Source organism: Amycolatopsis sp. NPDC051106 (assembly GCF_040682775.1).
In the GTDB taxonomy this organism is placed as follows: Bacteria; Actinomycetota; Actinomycetes; order Mycobacteriales; family Pseudonocardiaceae; genus Amycolatopsis.
Genome location: NZ_JBFBBQ010000049.1, coordinates 13,240 through 33,750, shown reverse-complemented (window position 1 = coordinate 33,750; position 20,511 = coordinate 13,240). Strand labels below are relative to the sequence as shown.

Here is a 20,511-nt window from a genome sequence, read left to right as displayed (position 1 = left end):
CAGGAGCCCCTCGTGACCACTTTCGCCGACGACCTCGCGACCCTCCGCCCGGAGACTCCGTCCACCAAGGACACCTACGTCGAGCTGCGCAGCGACACCTTCACCCTGCCGACGCCCACGATGCTGGAGGCCGCCGCGCGCGCCCCGCTCGGCGACGACGTCTACGGCGAGGACCCGACCGTGGACCGGCTGGAGCAGCTCGCCGCCGAGCTGCTCGGCAAGCAGGCCGGCTGCCTGATGCCGAGCGGCACGATGGCGAACCTGACCGCGCTGCTGGCGCACTGCCCGCGCGGCGGCAAGGCGATCGTCGGGCACGAGTCCGACGTGTACGTCTACGAAGCGGGTGGCGCGTCGCTGTGCGGCGGCATCGTCTACGACCCGCTGCCGAACCTGCCCGACGGCACGATCGACCCGGCGGCGATCGCCGAGGCGTGCGCGGTCGACCGCAGCGACCCGCAGATCGCGCCCCCGGCGGTGCTGAGCCTGGAGACGCCGCAGAACCGGTGCGGCGGGCTGCCCCTGCAGCTGGACTACCTCAGCGAGGTGTCCCGGCTGATCCGGTCGCACGGCGTCGCGCTGCACCTCGACGGCGCCCGGTTGTTCAACGCGGCGGTGGCGCTCGGCGTCAGCGCGGCGGAGGTGGCCAAGCACGCGGACACGGTGCAGATCTGCTTGTCGAAGGGGTTGTGCGCGCCGATCGGTTCGGTGCTGGTGGGCGACCGCGTGACGATCGCGGCGGCGCGGCGGATGCGCAAGATGCTCGGCGGCGGCATGCGCCAGGCCGGGATGATCGCGGCGTGCGGCATCGTGGCGCTGACCGACATGACCGAGCGCCTGGCCGACGACCACGCCCGCGCGGCGCGCCTGGCCCGCGGCCTGTCGCGCATCCCGGGCGTCCGGCTGGACCCGGGCCCGCCGCTGACGAACATGGTGTTCTTCAAGGTCCGCGACGACCGCTACACGACCCGGACGCTGATCGAGGCGGCCCGCCGGCGCGGGATCCGGGTGGAGGAGCTGGGCACCGACCGCATCCGCGCGGTGACCCACGCGGGCGTCGACGACGACGCGGTGGACCGCGCGGTGTCGGTGTTCGGCGACCTCCTCGGCCACGACGCCATGGTGCGGTGACCCGCACGGCCGGGGCGTGTGCCGCCCCGGCCGTAAGGTTTTCCTAATCCGCCGGACCGCCGGTTCCCCGGCCGGTCGCCGCTAGGGTCGCCCGGTGTCCAAGTCACTGCGGGGTTTCCTCGTCGCCGTCCCGGGGCTGCTGCTCGCCGGGTTCGGCGTGGTGCACCCCGCCCAGCTCGACGCGGCCACGGCGCCCTGGTGGACCACGCTGCACATCATCCTGTTGCCGGTCTTCCCGTTGCTGGCATTGGCGCAGTGGTACCTGCTGGCCTCCGCACCGCCGTGGCTCCGGTGGCCCGGGTGGGTGGCGGCGTTCGGGTACGCGGCGTTCTACGGCGGGCTCGACGCCGTCGCGGGGATCGCCGGCGGCACGGTGGTCCACGCCCAGCACGGCGCCACGCCGGTCGTCGGCGCCGTGTTCACGGCCGGCGACCTGCTGGGCCACGTCGGCGCGGCCTGCTTCCTCGTGGCCAGCGTCCTGATCGCCGTGGCGGCGGTCCTGCGCGCGGGGTGGTGGGCGCTGCCGGGCGGGGTGGTCCTCCTGCTCGCGAGCGTGTCCTTCTTGGACAGTCACATCTTCTGGCCGCGCGGGGTCGTCACGATGCTCGGTGTCGCCGCCGGGCTGTCGTGGGTGTACCTCGCCGGCGAGCGAACCGCGGAAGGCAGGAGAACGGCATGAGCCGACTGCTCACCCGGCGCCGGGTCGCCGGTGTCCTGGTCACGGGGCTGGTCGCGGTCGCGGCGGGCCTGTACTGGTTCCAGCCGTGGCGGCTTTGGGTGGACGAGACGGTCGAGGAGTCCCTGCCGCTCGCCGCGCCCGTGTCCGAGGCCGCCGAGTCCCAGCCGGTGTCCCCGCCTTCGGTGTCCCAGCCGGCCGCGCCGTCTTCTTCGCCCGCACCGTCGTCTTCGCCCGCGGCGCCGGCCGAGGTCGCGACCGGGAAGCTGATCAGCCACGAGCACCGGACCGCGGGCACCGTCCGGATCCTGCGCGCCGCCGACGGGGCGCTCGTGCTGCGCCTGGAGAACCTGGTGACGAGCAGCGGCCCGGACGTGCACGTCTGGCTGAGCGACGCCCCGGTGAAGCCGGGCAAGGACGGCTGGGCCCTGTTCGACGACGGCCGGTACCTCGACGCGGGCAAGTTGAAAGGCAACAAGGGCAACCAGAACTACCTGCTGCCGGCGGGCACCGACCTGGCCGGCTACACCAGCGTGAGCATCTGGTGCGACCGGTTCGACGTGTCGTTCGGCGCGGCCGCTCTCTCCGGTGAGCGCGCCTGAACGCTGACCAGGCTTGACACGTCGTCCACCCGGACTGTACATGTTTGTACATGTCCACTTGGTCGTCCTCCGTGCGAGACCGCGCGCTCGGCGCCTTCTACGGTCTCGCCATCGGCGACGCCCTCGGCATGCCGACGCAGTCGATGTCGCGCGCCGCCATCGCGCGGGCCTACGGGCCGATCAGCGGGTTCGTCGACGCCGTCGCCGAGCAGCCGATCGCCCCCGGGATGCCGGCCGGGTCGGTCACCGATGACACCGAACAGGCCGTCCTCGTGGCCCGGCTCGCCATCGACGGCGGTGGCCTGATCGACGCCCACGCCTTCGCCACCGCCCTGCGGGAGTGGGAGGCGGACATGATCCGGCGCGGGTCGCTCGACCTGCTCGGTCCCTCGACGCGTCGGGCCCTCGACCGCCTCGACGCCGGTGCCGCCGCCGAGGAAGCCGGCCGGGACGGGGCCACCAACGGCGCCGCCATGCGGATCACCCCCATCGGCATCGCCACTCCGCTGGGCGAAGGCTTCCTCGACGCCGTCGTCGCCGCGAGCCGCGTCACGCACAACACCGGCCTGGGGATCGCCGCGGCCGCCGCGGTCGCCGCCGCCGTCTCGTCCGGCGTGGACGGTGCCGACCTCGGGACTTCCCTCGGGGAAGCCGAACGCGCCGCCGCCGAGGGTGCGCAGCGCGGCCACTGGATCGCCGGCGGGGACATCGCGGCCCGCATCGCCTGGGCGCGGGGCTGGGTGCGGGGCCTGGACCGCGCCGCGCTGGCCGACGCGCTCACCCGGGTCATCGGGACGTCGGTCGCCGCGCAGGAATCCGTGGTCGCCGCGTTCGCGCTCGCCGAAGCACTCGGCGACGACCCGGTGGCGGCCCTGACCCTCGCCGCCGGGATCGGCGGCGACACCGACACCGTGGCAGCCGTGTGCGGGGCGATCCTCGGCGCACACCACGGGATTTCCGGACTGCCCGCCGGCCTGGTCGATAAGGTGCGCGCGGTCAACCGGCTCGATCTGGCCGTCATCGTGGACGGCCTCCTGCAGGTGCGAGGTAACGATGGTCGATTCAGCTCAGGTCCCCGGCCCGGACGCCGCGGACACGGTGACTAGCGCGCGGCGGACGGGAGCGCTGGAGAGCCGCGGCATCGAACCCGTGCCCGCGGGCGAGCGCCACGGGCACCCGATGCAGCTGTTCTGGGTGTGGTTCGCCGCGAACATCAGCATCCTGGGGCTGCCGCTCGGCGCGACCCTGGTCGCGGTGCAGCACCTGGCGTTCTGGCAGGCGGCCATCGTCGCGGTGCTCGGCGCCGCCGGGTCGTTCGCGGTCGTCGGCGTCGTCTCGATCGCCGGCCGGCGCGGTGGCGCGCCCGGGCTCACGTTGTCGCGCGCGGTGTTCGGCGTCCGGGGCAACATCGGGCCGACCGTGGTCTCGCTGGTGTCCCGGCTCGGCTGGGAGACGGTCAACACGACGACCGCGGCGTTCGCGTTCCTCTCCCTGTGCGCGATCCTGTTCGGCGCGAACGCGGACGCCAAGGCGTCGCCGGCGCTGACGATCGCCGGCGTGGCGCTGTTCGTCCTGCTCACGGTGACGGTCTCCGGGCTCGGCCACGCGGTCCTGGTGGCGGTGCAGCGCTGGTCGACCTGGATCTTCGGCGCGCTCAACGTGGTCGTCGCGGTCAGCCTGGTCACCCGGATCCACTGGGGCCAGGTGTTCGCCGCGTCGCCGGCGCCGGTCGGCGCGATGATCGCCGGCGTCGGCACCATCGCCGCCGGGACGGGGATCGGCTGGGCCAACGCGTCCGCCGACATGTCGCGCTACCAGTCGCCCACCGTGCGGGCGGGCTCGCTCGTCGCCTCCGCCGCGGCGGGCGCGGGGATCCCGCTGGTACTGCTCATCTCGCTCGGCAGCCTGGTCTCGGCCGACGACCCCTCGCTCGCTTCGGCGGGTGACCCGGTCGCGGCCATCCGCGAGCTGCTGCCGAGCTGGATGGCGGTGCCGTACCTGATCGCCGCGTTCGGCGGGCTGCTGCTCTCGAATCACCTGTCCGTGTACTCCGCCGGCCTCACCACGCTGACCCTGGGCATTCGGCTCAAGCGCGTGTACGCGGTGGTCGTCGACATCGTCGTGACGTTCCTCGGTTCGCTGTACTTCATGCTCGTGGCCGACGGTTTCTACGGCCCGTTCATCGCGTTCATCAGCCTGCTGGCGGTGCCGATCACGGCGTGGGTCGGGGTGTTCCTCGTCGACATGGTGCGCCGGCGGGACTACGACCCGGCGGCGCTGATGGACGTGCACCGCACGAGCGCGTACTGGTACCGCGCGGGCTGCGAACCCCGCGCCCTGCTCGCCTGGGCCGCGGCCATCGTCGCGGGCTACCTGTTCACGACGGCCGGCACCGGCGACGACGCCTGGTTCACCGGGCCCCTCGCCGGTACCTGGCTCGGCACCAACGGCCTCGGCTGGGTCGTCACCTTCGCCGTGGGCTCCGGGTTGTACGCCGCGCTCGGCGGTGCGAGGATCCGGCGATGACCGGCCGGCTCGTCCACACCGGGCAGGCCGTCGTCGACCTCGTGATGCGGGTCGAGGCGCTGCCGCCCCCGGGCGGTGACGTGCTCGCCTCGGACGTCCGCTTCACCGCGGGCGGCGGGTTCAACGTGATGGCCGCCGCGGCCCGCGCCGGCGCGGCCGTCGTCTACGCGGGCGAGCACGGGACCGGGCGGTCCGGCGACCTGGTCCGGGAAGCCCTGGCCGCCGAAGGGATCGAGCTCGTCCAGCTCCCGGCCGGCTCGGACACGGGCGTGTGCGTCGTCCTGGTCGACGCGGCCGGCGAACGGACCTTCATCACCGAGACCGGCGCCGAGGGGACGCTCACGGCCGAGCACCTGCGCCGGGTGCGCCTGTCGCCCGAGGACCTGGTGTACGTCAGCGGGTACAGCCTCCTCCGGGAGTCCAACCGGGAGGCGCTGCTCGACTGGCTTCCGTCGGTGGCGGACCACCGGGTGCTGCTGGACCCCGGCCCGCTCGCGGCCGACGTCGCCCCGGGTGTCTGGCGGGCGGTGCTGCCGCACGTCGACATCCTCTCGTGCAACGCGGCCGAAGCCGCCGTGATGTCCACTGTGGACGGTGTCGGGTCCGTGCCCGTGCGGGTCACGCGCGTCGGCGCGGCGGGCTGCGACGTCGTGGAGAACGGGGTGACCGTGCGCGTCCCGGGGTTCCCGGTCGACCCGGTGGACACCAACGGCGCGGGGGACGCCCATACCGGGGTGCTGGCGGCGGAGCTGTTGCACGGGGAGCCGCTCCTCGTCGCGGCCGAACGCGCGAACGCGGCCGCAGCGATCGCCGTCCGGCGCTACGGCCCGGCGACGAGCCCGTCGCGCGCGGAGGTCGGCGCACTACTGGCGGCTCGCCGGCAGGAACTCGGTGACCGCGGGTAGCACCGCTTCGCCGGTATGCGGGCCCGCGCCGGCGCCGGGCGTTTCGCCGCCTGGCAGGGTGATCCGGTCCGCCGCGCCGATCGACACGGGCGGTGGGTCGCGTGATGACAGGAATGAGTCATCCATGTCGTCGGGCGAGGTGAACGGGTCATTCACCGCATCGGCGCGGCCGGAGTCTGGGCGGACGGGTCGGTACCGGCCGCTCCCGAGGTCAACCACTTTGCGGCGACGGGAAAGCGAGCCGTTCCGGCAGCCGGGCGGCCAGGTGCCCGATCAGCTCGTTCGTCCGCCGCGGCACGTGGACGTCGTCGGCCAGCAGGGCGTAGATGTCGGCGGGCGGCGTCGGCACGCCGGGGAGCACCCGCACCAGGGCGCCGCTGTCCAGGTGGGCCCGGACCTGCCATTCCGAGCGCATGACGATCCCGCGGCCCTGCAGCGCCCAGTCCGTCACGATGTCGCCGTCGTCGCTCGACAGGCTGCCGCGCACCCGCACCTGGCGCGGGTGCGCGGTGCTGCCGAAGCGCCACAGGGCGAAGTCGCCCTCGTTCTCCCGCAGCACGATGCAGTCGTGGCCGGCCAGGTCCTCGACCCGCTCGGGACGGCCCCGGCGGTCCAGGTAGGACGGTGCGGCGCACGGCACGCGGCGGTTGCGCGCCAGCCGGCGCATCCGCAGCGTCGAGTCCGGCGGCGCGCCGACGTGCACGGCCAGGTCGAACTCGCGCCGGTGCGGCCGCAGGGGCAGCGCCGACGTGTGGAGCCGGATCCGCACCCGCGGGTGCAGCGCGGTGAACTCGCCGACGAGCGGCGCGACGTGGGCACGGCCGAGCCCGAGGGTCGCCTGGACGACGATCGAGCCCCGCAGGTCGCCGGAGCGGTGGCTGACCAGGTCGTCGAGCTCGCGCACCTGATCCAGGATCGCCTCGACGCGCGAGGCGTAGAGCCGGCCTTCGGAGGTGAGCGCGAGCCGGCGCGCGCCGCGGTGCACCAGGCGCACGTCGAGCCGCTGCTCCAGTGCCTTCAGGCGCTTGCTGACCACCGGCAGCGAGACGCCCAGCTCGCGCGCGGCGGCCGTGAGCGTCTCGCTGACGGCGACCACGTGGAAGAAGCCGAGGTCGTCCAGTCTTTCCATGGCGGAAAGGATAGGTTGCCGCCGGCGATCTTGCCCGGGCGCCCGGCCACCGCCCACAGTGGAGGGACCCCCACTGCGAGGAGCGTCCAGTGCAGCACCGCTACCGCATCGCGGTCATCCCCGGCGACGGCATCGGGCGCGAGGTCGTCCCGGAAGGACTGCGCTGCCTGCGCGCCGCGGCCGACGTCCACGGCTTCGAGCTCGAGACCACCGAATTCGGCTTCGCCTCCGCCGGCTATTGGCTGGAGCACGGCGAAATGCTGCCCCCGGACTGGCGGGAGGTGCTCGCCGGCTTCGACGCGATCTTCTTCGGCGCGGTCGGGTGGCCGGAGGTCGTCCCCGACCACGTGTCGCTGTGGGGCAGCCTGCTGAAGGTCCGCCGCGGGTTCGACCAGTACGTCAACCTGCGGCCGGTCCGGCTGCTGCGCGGCGTGCGCGCCCCGCTGCGCGACCACGGGCCCGGGGACATCGACTTCCTCGTCGTCCGGGAGAACACCGAGGGCGAGTACTCCAGCATCGGCGGCCGCGTCTTCGAGGGCACCGACCGGGAGACCGTGCTGCAGGAGACGGTGATGACCCGCACCGGCGTGGACCGCGTGCTGCGCTACGCCTTCGACCTCGCCGCCGCGCGGCCGCGCAAGCACCTGACGTGGGCGACCAAGAGCAACGGCATCGCCATTTCGATGCCCTACTGGGACGAGCGGGCGGCCGCGATGGCGGCCCGGTACCCGGACGTCACCGCCGACAAGGACCACATCGACATCCTGGCGGCCAAGTTCGTGCTGAGCCCCGGGAACTACGACGTCGTCGTGGCCAGCAACCTCTTCGGCGACATCCTCTCCGACCTCGGGCCCGCGTGCACCGGCACGATCGGGATCGCCCCGAGCGCCAACATCAACCCGGACCGCACCTGGCCGAGCCTGTTCGAGCCGGTCCACGGATCGGCCCCCGACATCGCCGGGCGGGGGATCGCCAACCCCGTCGGGCAGATCTGGAGCGGCGCGATGATGCTCGACCACCTGGGCGAACCGGCCGCCGCCGCGCGGATCGTCGCCGCGATCGAGAGCGTGCTCGACGAGCAGCCGGCCGTGCTCACCCCCGACCTCGGCGGCCCGGGGACGACCGAGGGCCTCGGCACGGCGATCGCCGGGCGGATCGCCGTCGGGGAGCGGGTGCCGACATGAGCGGCTTCGACCCGATCGGCCTGGAGGTCCGCTGGGACCGGCTCGCCGCCGCGACCGACGAGGCCGCGTCGACGATGCTGCGCACGGCGTTCTCGACGATCATCCGCGAGTCCAACGACTACACCGTCGTCCTGATGGACCGCCGCGGCCGCACGATGGCCGAGTCGCGGGCCGGGATCCCCGGCTTCGCGGCCTTGATGAGCTCCCTGACTTCCCTGGTGCTGCGGCGTTTTCCGGTCGAGGAGTGGGAGGACGGCGACGCCGTCGTCACCAACGACCCGTGGATCGCGACCGGGCACCTGCCCGACATCGCGATGCTCGCGCCGGTCTTCCACCGCGGCGAGCTCGTCGCCTTCACCGGCACCGCCGCGCACTCGCCCGACATCGGCGGCACGCCGTCGCTCGGCGCCACGGACCTGATGTCGGAAGGCCTCCTGATCCCGCCGCTGCGGCTGTTCCGCGCCGGCCGGGTCGAGCCCGGCGTCCGGGACCTCCTGCTGGCCAACGTCCGCCTCGCCGACCAGCTGTGGGGCGACCTGGAGGCGCAGGCGGCCGCGCACGCGGTGGGCCGCCGGCGCGCCCGGGAGTTCCTCGAGGACTTCGGCGAGCCGGACTTCGAGGCCTTCGCCGACCAGGTGCACGCGATGACCGAGGGCGCGATGCGCGCGGCGATCCGCGAGCTGCCCGACGGCGTGTACCGGGCGGGGGTCGACGCGGACGGCGTCGAAGGCCACCCGACGCACATCGAGTGCGCGGTCACGATCGGCGGCGACACCATCGGGATCGACTACACCGGGACGTCCCCGCAGGTCCCGTTCCCGACCAACTCCACGCTGAACTACACCCGCGCGTACTCGGTGTACCCGCTGAAGATCCTGCTCGACCCGGCCACGCGCACCAACTGGGGTTCCTACCGGGCGATCACCGTGACCGCGCCCGAGGGCACGATCGTCAACCCGGTGTTCCCGGCGCCGGTCGTCGCGCGGCACCTGACCGGGCACCTGCTGTCCTGCGCGATCTACCGCGCGCTCGCGCCGGTGCTGCCGGACCGCGTCATCGCCGACAGCGGGGGAGCGCCCGCCCTGCGCGTCCGGTTCGCCGGGGTCGACGACGCCGGCCGTCCCTTCGCGCAGATGCTCTTCGCCAACGCCGGCATGGGCGCGTCGAAGCACGAGGACGGCCTCTCGGCGACGGCGTTCCCGACCAACTCCGGCAGCGGAAGCGTCGAGGCCCTCGAAGCCGCGTCGCCCCTGCGGTTCGTCCGCAAGGAGCTGCGGGCCGGGTCGGGCGGCCCGGGACGACGGCGGGGCGGCCTCGGGCAGGACGTCGAGGTGCACAACCCGACGAGCCGCCCGGTGCAGATGGTGCTGCACGGCGACCGCGAACGGCACCCGGCGCTCGGCGTCGCGGGCGGCGGCGCCGGGGCGCCGGCCCAGGCCGTGCTGGACACCGGCGAACGCGTGCCGCTGAAGTCGATCTCGCAGCTGGCGCCCGGCGCTTCGGTCGTCATCTCGTTCGCCGGCGGCGGCGGGTTCGGCGCACCGGAGGCGGGCCGATGAGCCGGACCGTCCGGATCGGCGTGGACGTCGGGGGCACGTTCACCGACCTGCTGCTGCACGACCCCGCCCGCGGCCTGACCTGGCCCGGCAAGCTGCCGACCACCCCGCACGCGCCGCACGACGCGATCACCGCGGGCATCGCCCGGCTCCTCGCGGAGACCGGCACGCCGCCGGGCGCGGTGGCCGGGGTCGTGCACGGCACGACACTCGTGACGAACACGCTGCTCGAACGCACCGGCGCCGTCGTCGGGCTGCTCACCACCGAAGGGTTCGCGGACACCCTGGAGCTGGCCCGGGAGACCCGGTTCGACACGACCGACCTCCACGCCCGCCCGGCGGCCCCGCTCGTCCCGCGGCACCTGTGCCGAGGGGTACCGGGCCGCCTCACCGCCGACGGCACCGAGCTGGCACCCCTCGACGACGACGCCGTGCTGGCCCAGGTGCGGGACCTGCTCACGCACCGCGTCGAAGCGGTGGCTGTGGCTTTGCTGCACTCCTACCGCGACGACCGGCACGAACGGCGGGTCCGGGACCTGCTCGCGCGGGCCCACCCGGACCTGCCGGTGACGCTCTCCAGCGCGGTGACCCCGGTGCTCGGCGAGTACGAGCGCGCGAGCACGGCGTGCCTCAACGCCTACGTCCAGCCGCTGGTGGCGCACTACCTCGACGCCTTGCGGGACGACCTGGCCGCGCTGGGGATCGACGCGCCGCTGCACGTCATGCTTTCCGGCGGCGGCGTCACCACCCTGGCCGACGCCAAGGAGTTCCCCGTCCGCCTGCTCGAATCCGGGCCCGCGGCCGGCGCGATCGCCGCCGCCGCGGTGGCCCGCCGGGCCGGCGAACCGGACGTCCTGTCGTTCGACATGGGCGGCACCACGGCCAAGATCGCCCTCGTGAGCGGCGGCGAACCGCGGCGCAAGCACGACTTCGAAGCGGGCCGCGTCGACAAGTTCAAGCCGGGCTCGGGACTGCCGGTGAAGCTGACCGTCGTGGACCTCATCGAGATCGGCTCGGGCGGCGGCTCGATCGCCGCGCCGGACTCGCTCGGCCTGCTCAAGGTCGGCCCGCGCAGTGCCGGGTCGGTGCCCGGGCCGGTCGCCTACGGCCGCGGCGGCGAGCAGCCGACGGTCACGGACGCCGACCTCGTGCTCGGCTGCCTCGGCCCGGACGCCTTCCTCGGCGGCGAACTGCGGCTGCGCACCGCCGAGGTGCGCAAGGCTCTCGCCCGGGAGGTGGGTGACCCGCTGGGCTTGGACGAGACCGGCGCGGCCGCGGGCATCGTCGAGGTGGCCACCGCGAGCATGGCCGCCGCCGCCCGGATGCACCTGGCCGAGCACGGCCGCGACCCCGCCGGGTTCGCGCTGGTGGCGTTCGGGGGTGCGGGCCCGGTGCACGCCTACGGCCTGGCGAAGCAGCTGAAGATCGGGCGGGTGATCGTCCCGATGCGCGCCGGGGTGATGTCCGCCTACGGGTTCCTCGTCGCCGCGCCGACGGTGGACCTGTCGCGCAGCCTGCCGTCGCCCTTGTCCGAAGTGGACTGGGACGGCGTGGACGTCCTGTACGACGAGCTGGCCGGGCAGGCCACCGCCGTGCTGGGCACCGCGGACGGCGTCCGGCTGAGGCGTTCGGCCGACCTGCGCTACCTGGGCCAGGGCTCGGAGATCGAGGTCGAAGTGCCCGCGGACGGCCGCCTCCGGGAGGCTTTCGAAGAGGCGTACCGGGCAGCCTTCGGGCGGACCCTCGACGGGCCGGTGGAGGTGGTCGGCTGGCGTCTTTCCGCCCAGCTGCCCGGCCACGACGTCGAGCTGGGATGCGCGCCCGCCGAAGGCGACCCCCGGCGCGGGGAGCGGGACGTGCACTTCCCCGGTCACAGCCGGCTGCGGGCCACCGTCTGGGACCGCTACCGGCTGCGGCCGGGCACGGAACTCACCGGGCCGGCCGTCTTCGAGGAACGGGAGTCCTCGTGCTCCTTCGGGCCGGACTGCCGCATCCGCGTCGGCGACGACCTGACGCTGTTCGTGGACATCGCGTGAGCCGTCACCGGCCGGCGAGCAGGTCGCCGAGCCCGCCCCGGGCGTCTTCGAGCACCAGTGCCTCGGCCTTCGCCGAGTCGCCGGCCCGCAGCGCGCGCACGAGTGCGCGGTGGGTCGTGTAGCGGTCCAGGCCGAACGTGTCGTCGACGCTGGCGCGTTCGAGCACCCGGGAGCGCCGCTCCGGGTAGGAGAACACCCGGGTCTGGTCGAGCAGGCGGACGAGCACCGGGTTGCCGGCGCACGACTCGACCAGGCCGTTGAAGTGCTGCATGGCGTCGAAGAGCCGCCCGACGTGCTTGGCCACGTCCTGCCCGGACTCGTGGCGCTGCTTGATGAGGATGAGCAGGTCGTCGGCCTCGTCGAGGACCGCGTCGAGCGCGTCGAGCTGCTCGGGCGTCGCGTGGCGGGCGGCGAAGCGGGCCACCATGCCGCGCAGGCCGACTTCGACCTCGGCGAGGTCCTGGACGGCGACGCCGCCGAACATCGCCACCTTGACCGTCCGCGGGCCGGACCGTTCGAGGAGACCGTCCTGTTCCAGCCGCCGGATGGCTTCGCGCACCGGCGTCGGGCTGACCGACAGCCGCTCGGCGAACCCGCGTTCGGTGACCTTCTGGCCCGGGCGCAGCTCGCCGGTGGTGATCGCGTCGCGGAGCGCGCGGTACACGCGGTCGGCCAGCGTCTCGGTCTGCACTGCCTCACCCGTCATGAGCCCAGCCTACTGGCGATGGCAAAACTCGCTTGCAACTATTGACCGTCTTGCTATAGCAAAAGTACGGTGGCGGTCACCATGGAGGGAGAGGTGCCGACGATGACGTTGACCACCCCGCGCGTCCGGACGGGACGCATCACGTTCTTCGTGGCTCTGGCGGTTTTCGCGCAGGAGTCGACGTGGAACCTCTACGACTCGCAGGTCCCCCCGCTGCTGCGCGAGCACGTCGGCAGCGCGGCGCTCATCGGCGCGCTGATGGGCATGGACAACCTGCTCGGCATCTTCATCCAGCCGTGGATGGGCAACCGGTCGGACGGCACCCGGACGTCGTGGGGCCGCCGGATCCCGTACCTCGTGGCCGGCATGCCGGTGGCGGCGCTGCTGTTCGTCCTCATCCCGCACGCCGCGGTTTCGCTGCCGCTGCTCGTCCTCGTGATGTTCGGCTACGCGCTCGTCGCGAACTCGTTCAAGCCGATCGCCGAGTCCCTGCTCCCGGACTTCATCGCCCCCGAGCGGCGCGGCCGGGCCAACGCGGCGGTCAAGATCGCCTCCAGTATCACGGTGATCGTCGCGGCGCTGATCAGCATCTTCCTGATCGACGACTTCCCGAAGCTGTCCTTCGCGATCCCGGCCGTTCTGATGCTGGTGTCCGTCGGCGTGCTCGCCTGGCGGGTGCGCGACAGCAAGTCCCCGGCCTACCAGGCCGCGCTCGAGGAAGATCGCGCCGAACAGGACGCCGGGCCCCGGGTGCGGATGCGCGACGTCCTGCTCGACCTCGTGCGGGACGCCGACCGCAGCCGGCTGCTCGTGATCCTGGCCGTCTTCGCCTTCGGCGGCGCGTGGTTCGCGTCGCGCTCGCTCATCACCAACTACGGCATCGAAACCCTGGGCCTGTCCCGCGGCGACGCCGGCGGGATCACCCTGCCCAGCGGGATCGCGTTCATCGCCGCCGCGTACCCGGTCGCGCTGTTCGCCGAACGCTTCGGCCGGCTGCGGGTGATCCTGATCGGGATGGCCGTGTTCGGCGCGGCCATGGTGTTCGGCACGATCGTGCGGACGCCCACCGGGACGGTCGTCGCGATGTGCGTGGCGGCCGCGGGCGCCTCGGCGTTCATGGTCAACATGGCGGTCGTCCTGTGGAACCTCGCGCCCTCGGCCCGCGTGCTCGGGACCTACACCGGCCTCTACACCGTCGGCTGGTCGGCCGGCGGCTTCGCCGGCCCGGCGCTGGTCGGCGGGATGGTCGACGTGACCGGGTGGCCGTTCCTGCTCCTCGACGTCGGGCTCGTCACGGCGATCGCGGTGCTGCTGGTGGCCCGGGTCGCCGTGGTGCAGCGGCGCCGGACCGACGGGCGGGTGCTGTGAGCCGCGTCCTGGTCACCACCGACTACCTGCGCCCCGGGGACGAGGTCGACCAGTACCTACGCGGCGCCGGACTGGACACCGTGCACTCGCCGATGGCCGGCAAGCGGGCTCCCGAGCAGCTGGTCGCGGCGCTGGACGCTATCGACGCGGCGCTGGTGGCCAATGAGCCGCTCACGGCGGAGGTGCTGGCCCGCGCGCCGAAGTTGCGCGTCATCGTCCGGACCGGCGTCGGGTACGACTCCATCGACGTCGAAGCCGCCGCCCGGCAGGGGATCAGCGTGAGCAACCTGCCGGGCGTCAACGCCAACGCCGTCGCCGAGTACACCTTCGGGCTGCTGCTCGCCGGAGCGCGGCGGCTCGTGCGGTCGGCTTCCGGTGTGGCGGCGGGGAAGTGGCCGCGCGAGGACGGGCACGAGCTGCGCGGCTCGACGCTCGGGCTCATCGGGTACGGCTCCGCGGCGCGGGCGATCGTGCCGCTGGCCCACGCGTTCGGGATGACCGTCGTCTGCACCACGGGCGTGCCGGCCGGGCTGCGGGGGCCGGACGTCCGGTTCACCGGGCTGGCCGAGCTGCTGTCCATTTCGGACTACGTCTCGGTGCACACCTCGCTCACCGAGCGGACCAGGGGACTGCTGGACGCCGCGGCGTTCGACCGGATGAAGCCGACCGCGGTGCTGGTCAACACTTCCCGGGGCGCGATCGTCGACGAAGACGCGCTCGTGGCGGCCGTGCGCTCCGGCCGGATCGCCGGGGCGGCGCTCGACGTGGTGCGTGAGGAGCCGTTGCCCGCCGGCAGTCCGCTGCGCGGCGTGGACGGGATCGTCGTCTACTCGCACCTTGCCGGGCAGACCGCCGAAGCGCGGCGGGCCGCGGGCCTGCGCGGCGCCGAAGAACTGGTCGCGGCCCTCGAAGGCCGGGCCCGGCACGTGGTGAACGGAGAGAAATGAGGACCATGGACATGGTGCGAGTGCTGGCGCCGAGCGGCATGCTCGGCGCGGGCTGGGACCACGCGACCGTCGAGCGCGGCATCGCCCTGGGCGCCGACGTCATCAGCATCGACGGCGGGTCCACGGACTCCGGCCCCCACTACCTCGGCGCGGCGACGGCCAAGACGACCGCCAAGGCCGTGGCGCGCGACCTGCGCAGCCTGTTCACCGCCGCCGCCGGCGCCGGGATCCCGGTGATCGTGGGCTCGTGCGGGACGAGCGGGACCGACGCCGGCGTCGACTGGGTCGCCGGGATCGCCGCCGAGGTGCTGGCGGAGGAGGGCCTGGAGCTGAAGGTCGCGAAGATCTACAGCGAGCAGGACGCGGCCGACCTGAAGGAACACCTCGGCGCGGGCCGCGTGCATCCGTTGCCCCCGCTGGGAGAGCTGGCCGCCGAGACCCTGGAAAGCTGCACCCACATCGTCGGCGCGATGGGGCACGAACCGATCGTCGAAGCGCTGCGCGCGGGTGCGCAGGTCGTGCTGGCCGGCCGCGCCACCGACACGGCGGTGGCGGCCGCCTACCCGCTCATGAAGGGCATGCCGGCCGGGCCGACGTGGCACGCCGCCAAGATCGTCGAGTGCGGCGGCCAGTGCACGGACAACCCGCGCGCGGGCGGGGTCCTGGCCACGATCGACGCCGACGGCTTCACCATCGAGCCGCTCGACCCGGGTGCTGCGTGCACGCCGATCCTGGTGGCCGCCCACATGCTCTACGAGACGGCGGACCCCTTCGAGATGCGCGAACCCGACGGCACGCTCGACGTCCGGGATGCGGTGTACACCGCCGTCGACGACCGGATCGTCCGGGTGGAAGGGTCGCGGTTCCACGTCGCGGAGCAGCACACGATCAAGCTCGAAGGCGCGCGGATCACCGGGTACGAAACGATGTCGTTCTCGGCCATCCGCGACCCGCTGGTGCTCGCCGACATCGACGAGTGGGCGGCGCTGATGCGCGCGCTGATCACGCAGCGGGTGGGCCAGACACTGGGGCTGGCCGGCGACGAGTACGCGTTCGACCTGCGGCTGTACGGCCACAACGCGGTCCTGGGCGACCTCGAACCCGAGAGCGGTCCGCCGCGCGAGGTGGGCGTGATGCTGCTGATCAACGCGCCCGACCAGGCGACGGCGACCGCGGTGGCGAAGGTCGCCAACCCGCTGATGCTGCACCTGCCGACCCCGGCGATGGACTACCTGCCGAGCTTCGCGTTCCCGTCGTCCCCGGCGGAGGTCGAGCGCGGCGCGGCGTACGAGTTCGTGCTGAACCACGTCGTCGACTGCGCGCCGCTGGAGCTGTTCCGGATCGAGTTCGAGGGGGAGACCCGTGCCTGACACGACTTTGGCTGAGCTGGCCCACGAGGTCCGGTCCAAGAACGCGGGCCCGTTCTGGGTGACGATGGAGCTGTTCCTGCGGGACGCGGACGGCTACCGGATCGCGGCGGACGAGACGTTCCTGAACGAGCGCGTGATCGCGTCGCTCTACCGGGTCGACGAGGAGACGATCCGGATCTTCCGCATCCCGTCGCTGAACGTGGTGAAGATTTCGTTCCCGCGCCCGGTGAGCCAGGGTTCGCTGCGGGACCGTGACATGCACGCGGGGCAGCACCACGTGCCGCTGGCGCGGATGGTGATCCCGGCCGTCAGCTGACGAGGCGGGGGAACAGCTTGCGAACGCCGCGCCGGAGGTCGTCGAGCGCGTCCTCGGCGCCGACGATGTGCCGCTGCAACGCTTGCTGGAACAGCCCGTCGAAGAGGGCGTACGCCTCCGGCGGCGTGCACGTCGGCTCGGCCTCCGCCAGCTCGGCGTAGGCGCGGACGTTGCGCCAGATCATCTCTTGCAGGCTGTCGTCGATTTCGGCGACGTCGTCGCGGAACGCTTCCTCGAACAGGGACTGCGACCGCAGGTCGTACCAGAGCCGGTGCATGAGCGGCGCCTCTTCGAGCGCCGCCGCCAGCCCGTCCGCGCACGCTTCGGCCAGCGCGGACGGGGTGGCCGCCCCGCCCACTCCGCCCTCGTAGCGCTTCACGCACGCTTCCTTGTAGCGGCGGACGCAGTACGTGATCAGCTCGACCTTGTCGGCGAAGTAGTAGTGCAGCAGCCCGTGCGAAAACTGGGTGTGCTCGGCGATCGTGCGCAGGCTCGTGCGGGCGTAGCCGAGGTCGGCGAGGGCGAGCAGGGCCGCGTCGGCGAGTTCGCGGCGGCGGTCCTCGAACTTGTCGACCCGGGTCCGGCGCCGCACGGCGGCTGGGCTGGTCACCGGCCGAAGATACCATCGCGCGGTTCTCTGACCAATCGTCCAAGAAAATCTTGACATTCGTCCAAACGGCGGCCAAGGTCGTGTCCAGCGACCGACGGAGCTCGGGAGGGACGACGATGTCTCTGTACTTCTACCTGGAAAAAGGCGCCTCCCTGGACCCGGACGCGCCGTGCCTGACCCTCGACGGGAACTCCGTCTCGTACGGCCAAGTGGTCGAGCTCGCCCAGGCCGTGGCCCGCGCCCTGCGGCACTCCGGCGTGCGGCCCGGGGACAAGGTCGGCATCCTTTCGGCCAACGATCCGACCGCCTTCACCTGCGTCTTCGGCATCGCCCGCGCGGGTGCCGTGTGGTGCCCGATCAACCCGCGCAACGCCGCCGGCGAGAACGCCGAACTCCTGGACCTGTTCGACTGCGCCACCCTGATCTTCCAGCCCGCCTTCGAAGGCCTGGTCCGGGAGATCGCCCCGAAACTCCCCAAGCTGACCACGCTCGTCCGCCTCGGTGACGGCGACGACTTCGCGCCGGGCTTCCCGGACTGGCTCGACGCGGCTCGCGACGATCCGCCGGCCGAAGCCGCGCAACCCGAGGACGTCGTCGCCCTGGTCGGCACCGGCGGCACCACCGGGCGCCCCAAGGGCGTCATGCTCACCGGCCGCAACCTCGAGGCGATGACGGCGATCACGCTGATGAGCTACCCCTTCGACGGCCGCCCCGTGTACCTGGCCCTGGCCCCGCTGACCCACGCGGCCGGCGTCCTCTGCTTCCCGATCCTCGCCCGCGGCGGGGAAGTCGTGATCATGGCCAAGCCCGACGTCGGCCGCTTCCTGGAGCTGATCGAGCGGCATCGCGTCACCCACACGTTCCTGCCGCCGACGCTGATCTACATGGTGCTCGGCCACGACGCGCTCGCGCACACGGATCTCTCGTCCCTGCAGTGCTTCTGGTACGGCGCGGCCCCGATGTCGACGACCCGCCTCACCGAAGCCCTCGCCCGCATCGGCCCGATGGCGCAGCTGTTCGGCCAGTCCGAAGCCCCGATGATGATCTCGACGATGTCGCCCGCCGACCACCGCAGACCCGACGGCACCGTCCACACGGGACGGTTGTCGTCGGCCGGCCGCCCTTCGCCGCTGGTCACGGTAGCGATCCTCGACGAGGACGGACGGCCGGTCCCGAAGGGCGAGCGCGGGGAGATCTGCGTGCGCGGCTCGCTCGTGATGGCCGGCTACTACCGCAACCCCGAAGCCACCGCGGAGGCGTCCGCGCACGGCTGGCACCACACCGGCGACATCGGCTTCCTCGACGACGAAGGATTTCTCCACATCGTCGACCGCGCCAAGGACATGGTCATCACCGGCGGCTTCAACGTCTACTCCGCCGAGGTCGAGCAGGCGGTGATGGCCCACGACGCCGTCCGCGACTGCGCCGTGATCGGGCTGCCCGACGACAAGTGGGGCGAACGCGTCACCGCCGTCGTCCAGCTGCAGCCCGGCCGGGAGCTGGACCCGGGCGAGCTGATCGCGTTCGTCAAGGACCGCATCGGCAGCGTCAAGGCGCCGAAGCAGATCGAAATCTGGCCGGAGCTGCCGCGCTCAGGAGTCGGCAAGGTGCTCAAAGCCGACATCCGCTCCACCTTCACTCAAACCAGCAAGGAGGCTGTCCGACCATGAAACTCGCGCTCTACCTGCCGAACTTCCGGGACAAGGTGACCGTCCGGGAGCTCGAAGACCTCACCGCGCTCGCCGAAGACCTCGACTTCGACTCCGTCTGGACGCTCGACCGGATCATCGTGCCGGAGGCCTCGGACCGAGGCGAAATGCAGTACCCCTTCGGGATGCTGGACGAAATGGGCAAGCAGCTCCCGGTGAGCTCGCGGGGCGAGTTCCTCCAGGGCATGCCGCTGCTCCCGTGGCTCGCCGCGAAGACCTCGAAGGTCCGGATCGGCATGAGCATCATCGACACGCCGTACCGTTCCCCCGGCGTGCTCGCCGCGGAGCTGGCCACCATCGACCACCTCTCGGGCGGCAGGCTCAACGTCGCCGTCGGCTCCGGCTGGATGCCGGAGGAGTTCGCCGCCGCCAGCGCCGCGCACATCTTTCCCAAGCGGCACAAGCACGTGCGCGAGACCCTGGAGATCATGCAGGGCATCTGGACCAACGAGGTCTTCGAGTACCACGGCGAGTTCGCCGACTTCGAGCCGGCCGGGTTCGGCGCCAAGCCGGTGCAGAAGCCGCACCCGCCGATCTTCTTCAGCGGCCTCAAGGACCCGAAGCGCTCGGCCGCCCGCATCGCCAAGTACGGCCTGTCGGGCTGGATCGGGATCCAGGACTCGCCCGACGACATCCGGCGGTGGCGCACCGAGATCCAGCGCGAACTCGACGAGCTCGACACCCGGCGCTCGGTCGACGACCTCGAGATCTCCAGCATGATCTGGTTCGTCATCACCGACCAGGACGTGGACCAGAGCCCGCTGGGCAAGGGCACCAACCTGCTCGTCGGCTCCGAGGCGCAGATCACCGACCGGCTCAAGCGGTACCGGGAAGCCGGGCTGACGATGCCGTTCCTGTGGCCGCCCTTCCAAGGCGTGCCGGTGGCGAAGACACTGGACGACCTGAAGCGCATCAAGGAAGAAATCCTGCCCAAGATCGAAGCGATGTGAGAGGAACCAGCATGTCCGAACTCGAGGGAAAGCGCGTCTTCGTCACCGGGTCCGGCGCGGGCATCGGCAAGGCGATCGCGGCGCTGTTCACCGAACGCGGCGCCCGGGTCGTGATCAGCGACCGAGATGCCGACGCGGCCAAGCAGGCGGCCGACGAGATCGGCGCCGCCGGGGTCGCCAACTGCGACGTCACCGACGAGGCCCAGGTCCAGGCGGCCATCCAGCAGGCGGTCGACCTCCTCGGCGGCCTCGACGTCCTGGTCAACAACGCCGGGATCGAGGTGGCGTCGCCCCTGCTGCAGCAGTCCACGGAGAGCTTCGACAAGATCTTCGCGGTCAACGTGCGCGGCACGTTCGTGGCGATGAAGGCGGCGACCCCGCACCTGGTGGAGTCGAAGGGGAACATCGTCAACATCGCCTCGATCGCGGGCATCGGCGGCAGCCCGCTGCTCGGCTCCTACTGCGCGACGAAGGCGGCGGTCATCCAGCTGACCCGGGTCGCGGCGGTGGAGATGCGGCCGGCCGGCATCCGCGTCAACGCGGTCTGCCCGGGCTTCGCCGACACGGCCATGGTCGAGCGCCTCGTCCCCGACTTCGAGGCGGCGACCCAGGTCCCGTTCGGCGACCTCGTCGCGGCGAAGCAGGGCCGCCTCGGCACCCCGCAGGACATCGCGGAGGTCGCGGCGTTCCTGGCGTCCGACCGGGCGAGCTGGGTCACGGGCAGCCACTACGTCCTCGACGGCGGGTTGACCGCTTCGCTGGTGTGACGGAACGGCCGGTGGGTCCGCGCGAC

The 20,511-nt window shown here is 72.6% G+C and carries 19 protein-coding genes; 16 read left to right on the top strand and 3 right to left on the bottom strand.

Translation table 11 applies throughout. The features are described from left to right. Window positions 1-12 precede the first annotated feature (12 nt). From AB0M83_RS30620 to AB0M83_RS30595, 6 genes are all read left to right on the top strand, one after another. Window positions 13-1,128 carry a GntG family PLP-dependent aldolase gene (locus AB0M83_RS30620; RefSeq protein WP_364522039.1) on the top strand — a complete coding sequence of 372 codons (1,116 nt, stop codon included), beginning with the start codon at window positions 13-15 and terminating at the stop codon, window positions 1,126-1,128. 94 nt (window positions 1,129-1,222) lie between these two features. Beyond that, window positions 1,223-1,807: a hypothetical protein gene (locus tag AB0M83_RS30615; protein ID WP_364522037.1), complete on the top strand. Its 585-nt coding sequence runs from the start codon at window positions 1,223-1,225 to the stop codon at window positions 1,805-1,807. After that, window positions 1,804-2,406, top strand: a complete 603-nt coding sequence (locus AB0M83_RS30610; RefSeq protein ID WP_364522035.1) for a DM13 domain-containing protein — start codon at window positions 1,804-1,806, stop codon at window positions 2,404-2,406. The genes AB0M83_RS30615 and AB0M83_RS30610 overlap by 4 nt, the downstream gene beginning before the upstream one ends. A gap of 50 nt (window positions 2,407-2,456) precedes the next feature. Continuing rightward, complete coding sequence (locus AB0M83_RS30605; RefSeq protein WP_364522033.1) at window positions 2,457-3,512, top strand: ADP-ribosylglycohydrolase family protein; 1,056 nt, start codon at window positions 2,457-2,459, stop codon at window positions 3,510-3,512. Continuing rightward, window positions 3,460-4,932, top strand: a complete 1,473-nt coding sequence (locus tag AB0M83_RS30600) for a cytosine permease (RefSeq protein ID WP_364522031.1) — start codon at window positions 3,460-3,462, stop codon at window positions 4,930-4,932. The genes AB0M83_RS30605 and AB0M83_RS30600 overlap by 53 nt, the downstream gene beginning before the upstream one ends. Then, entirely contained in the window at window positions 4,929-5,837 is a 909-nt protein-coding gene (locus tag AB0M83_RS30595; protein ID WP_364522029.1) for a PfkB family carbohydrate kinase, read from the top strand. Before AB0M83_RS30600 ends, AB0M83_RS30595 begins: the two co-directional genes overlap by 4 nt. 211 nt (window positions 5,838-6,048) lie before the next feature. On the opposite strand, the gene AB0M83_RS30590 is transcribed toward AB0M83_RS30595, so the two are convergent. Further along, window positions 6,049-6,966 carry a LysR family transcriptional regulator gene (locus AB0M83_RS30590; RefSeq protein ID WP_364522027.1) on the bottom strand — a complete coding sequence of 306 codons (918 nt, stop codon included), beginning with the start codon at window positions 6,964-6,966 and terminating at the stop codon, window positions 6,049-6,051. 89 nt (window positions 6,967-7,055) lie between these two features. Here AB0M83_RS30590 and AB0M83_RS30585 point away from each other — a divergent pair, with 89 nt between their 5' ends. The 3 genes from AB0M83_RS30585 to AB0M83_RS30575 are packed head-to-tail and all read left to right on the top strand — an operon-like array spanning window position 7,056 to window position 11,742. Further along, entirely contained in the window at window positions 7,056-8,150 is a 1,095-nt protein-coding gene (locus AB0M83_RS30585; RefSeq protein WP_364522026.1) for a tartrate dehydrogenase, read from the top strand. Continuing rightward, window positions 8,147-9,709 carry a hydantoinase B/oxoprolinase family protein gene (locus tag AB0M83_RS30580; protein WP_364522024.1) on the top strand — a complete coding sequence of 521 codons (1,563 nt, stop codon included), beginning with the start codon at window positions 8,147-8,149 and terminating at the stop codon, window positions 9,707-9,709. Before AB0M83_RS30585 ends, AB0M83_RS30580 begins: the two co-directional genes overlap by 4 nt. After that, window positions 9,706-11,742 (top strand): hydantoinase/oxoprolinase family protein, encoded by a 2,037-nt coding sequence (locus AB0M83_RS30575; protein WP_364522022.1) that lies wholly within the window; start codon window positions 9,706-9,708, stop codon window positions 11,740-11,742. Before AB0M83_RS30580 ends, AB0M83_RS30575 begins: the two co-directional genes overlap by 4 nt. Before the next feature lie 4 nt (window positions 11,743-11,746). On the opposite strand, the gene AB0M83_RS30570 is transcribed toward AB0M83_RS30575, so the two are convergent. After that, complete coding sequence (locus AB0M83_RS30570) at window positions 11,747-12,448, bottom strand: GntR family transcriptional regulator (protein ID WP_364522020.1); 702 nt, start codon at window positions 12,446-12,448, stop codon at window positions 11,747-11,749. Between the two features lie 102 nt (window positions 12,449-12,550). Between AB0M83_RS30570 and AB0M83_RS30565 the strand changes: the two genes are divergently transcribed. The 4 genes from AB0M83_RS30565 to AB0M83_RS30550 are packed head-to-tail and all read left to right on the top strand — an operon-like array spanning window position 12,551 to window position 16,449. Continuing rightward, complete coding sequence (locus AB0M83_RS30565; protein WP_364522018.1) at window positions 12,551-13,816, top strand: MFS transporter; 1,266 nt, start codon at window positions 12,551-12,553, stop codon at window positions 13,814-13,816. Then, window positions 13,813-14,763: a phosphoglycerate dehydrogenase gene (locus AB0M83_RS30560; protein ID WP_364522016.1), complete on the top strand. Its 951-nt coding sequence runs from the start codon at window positions 13,813-13,815 to the stop codon at window positions 14,761-14,763. The genes AB0M83_RS30565 and AB0M83_RS30560 overlap by 4 nt, the downstream gene beginning before the upstream one ends. A gap of 5 nt (window positions 14,764-14,768) precedes the next feature. Next, entirely contained in the window at window positions 14,769-16,133 is a 1,365-nt protein-coding gene (locus tag AB0M83_RS30555; protein WP_364522065.1) for an acyclic terpene utilization AtuA family protein, read from the top strand. Beyond that, on the top strand, window positions 16,126-16,449 hold the full coding sequence (locus AB0M83_RS30550; protein WP_364522014.1) for a DUF4387 domain-containing protein: 324 nt from the start codon (window positions 16,126-16,128) through the stop codon (window positions 16,447-16,449). Before AB0M83_RS30555 ends, AB0M83_RS30550 begins: the two co-directional genes overlap by 8 nt. On the opposite strand, the gene AB0M83_RS30545 is transcribed toward AB0M83_RS30550, so the two are convergent. Beyond that, window positions 16,442-17,059 (bottom strand): TetR/AcrR family transcriptional regulator, encoded by a 618-nt coding sequence (locus AB0M83_RS30545; protein WP_364522012.1) that lies wholly within the window; start codon window positions 17,057-17,059, stop codon window positions 16,442-16,444. The genes AB0M83_RS30550 and AB0M83_RS30545 overlap by 8 nt on opposite strands. A 116-nt stretch (window positions 17,060-17,175) precedes the next feature. Here AB0M83_RS30545 and AB0M83_RS30540 point away from each other — a divergent pair, with 116 nt between their 5' ends. The 3 genes from AB0M83_RS30540 to AB0M83_RS30530 are packed head-to-tail and all read left to right on the top strand — an operon-like array spanning window position 17,176 to window position 20,485. Further along, a complete protein-coding gene (locus tag AB0M83_RS30540) occupies window positions 17,176-18,729 on the top strand; it encodes a long-chain fatty acid--CoA ligase (protein WP_364522010.1) in 1,554 nt (517 codons plus the stop codon). After that, complete coding sequence (locus tag AB0M83_RS30535; RefSeq protein ID WP_364522008.1) at window positions 18,726-19,718, top strand: LLM class flavin-dependent oxidoreductase; 993 nt, start codon at window positions 18,726-18,728, stop codon at window positions 19,716-19,718. Before AB0M83_RS30540 ends, AB0M83_RS30535 begins: the two co-directional genes overlap by 4 nt. An 11-nt stretch (window positions 19,719-19,729) precedes the next feature. Next, window positions 19,730-20,485, top strand: coding sequence for a glucose 1-dehydrogenase (locus AB0M83_RS30530; protein ID WP_364522006.1), 756 nt, complete (start codon window positions 19,730-19,732; stop codon window positions 20,483-20,485). Window positions 20,486-20,511 lie beyond the last annotated feature (26 nt).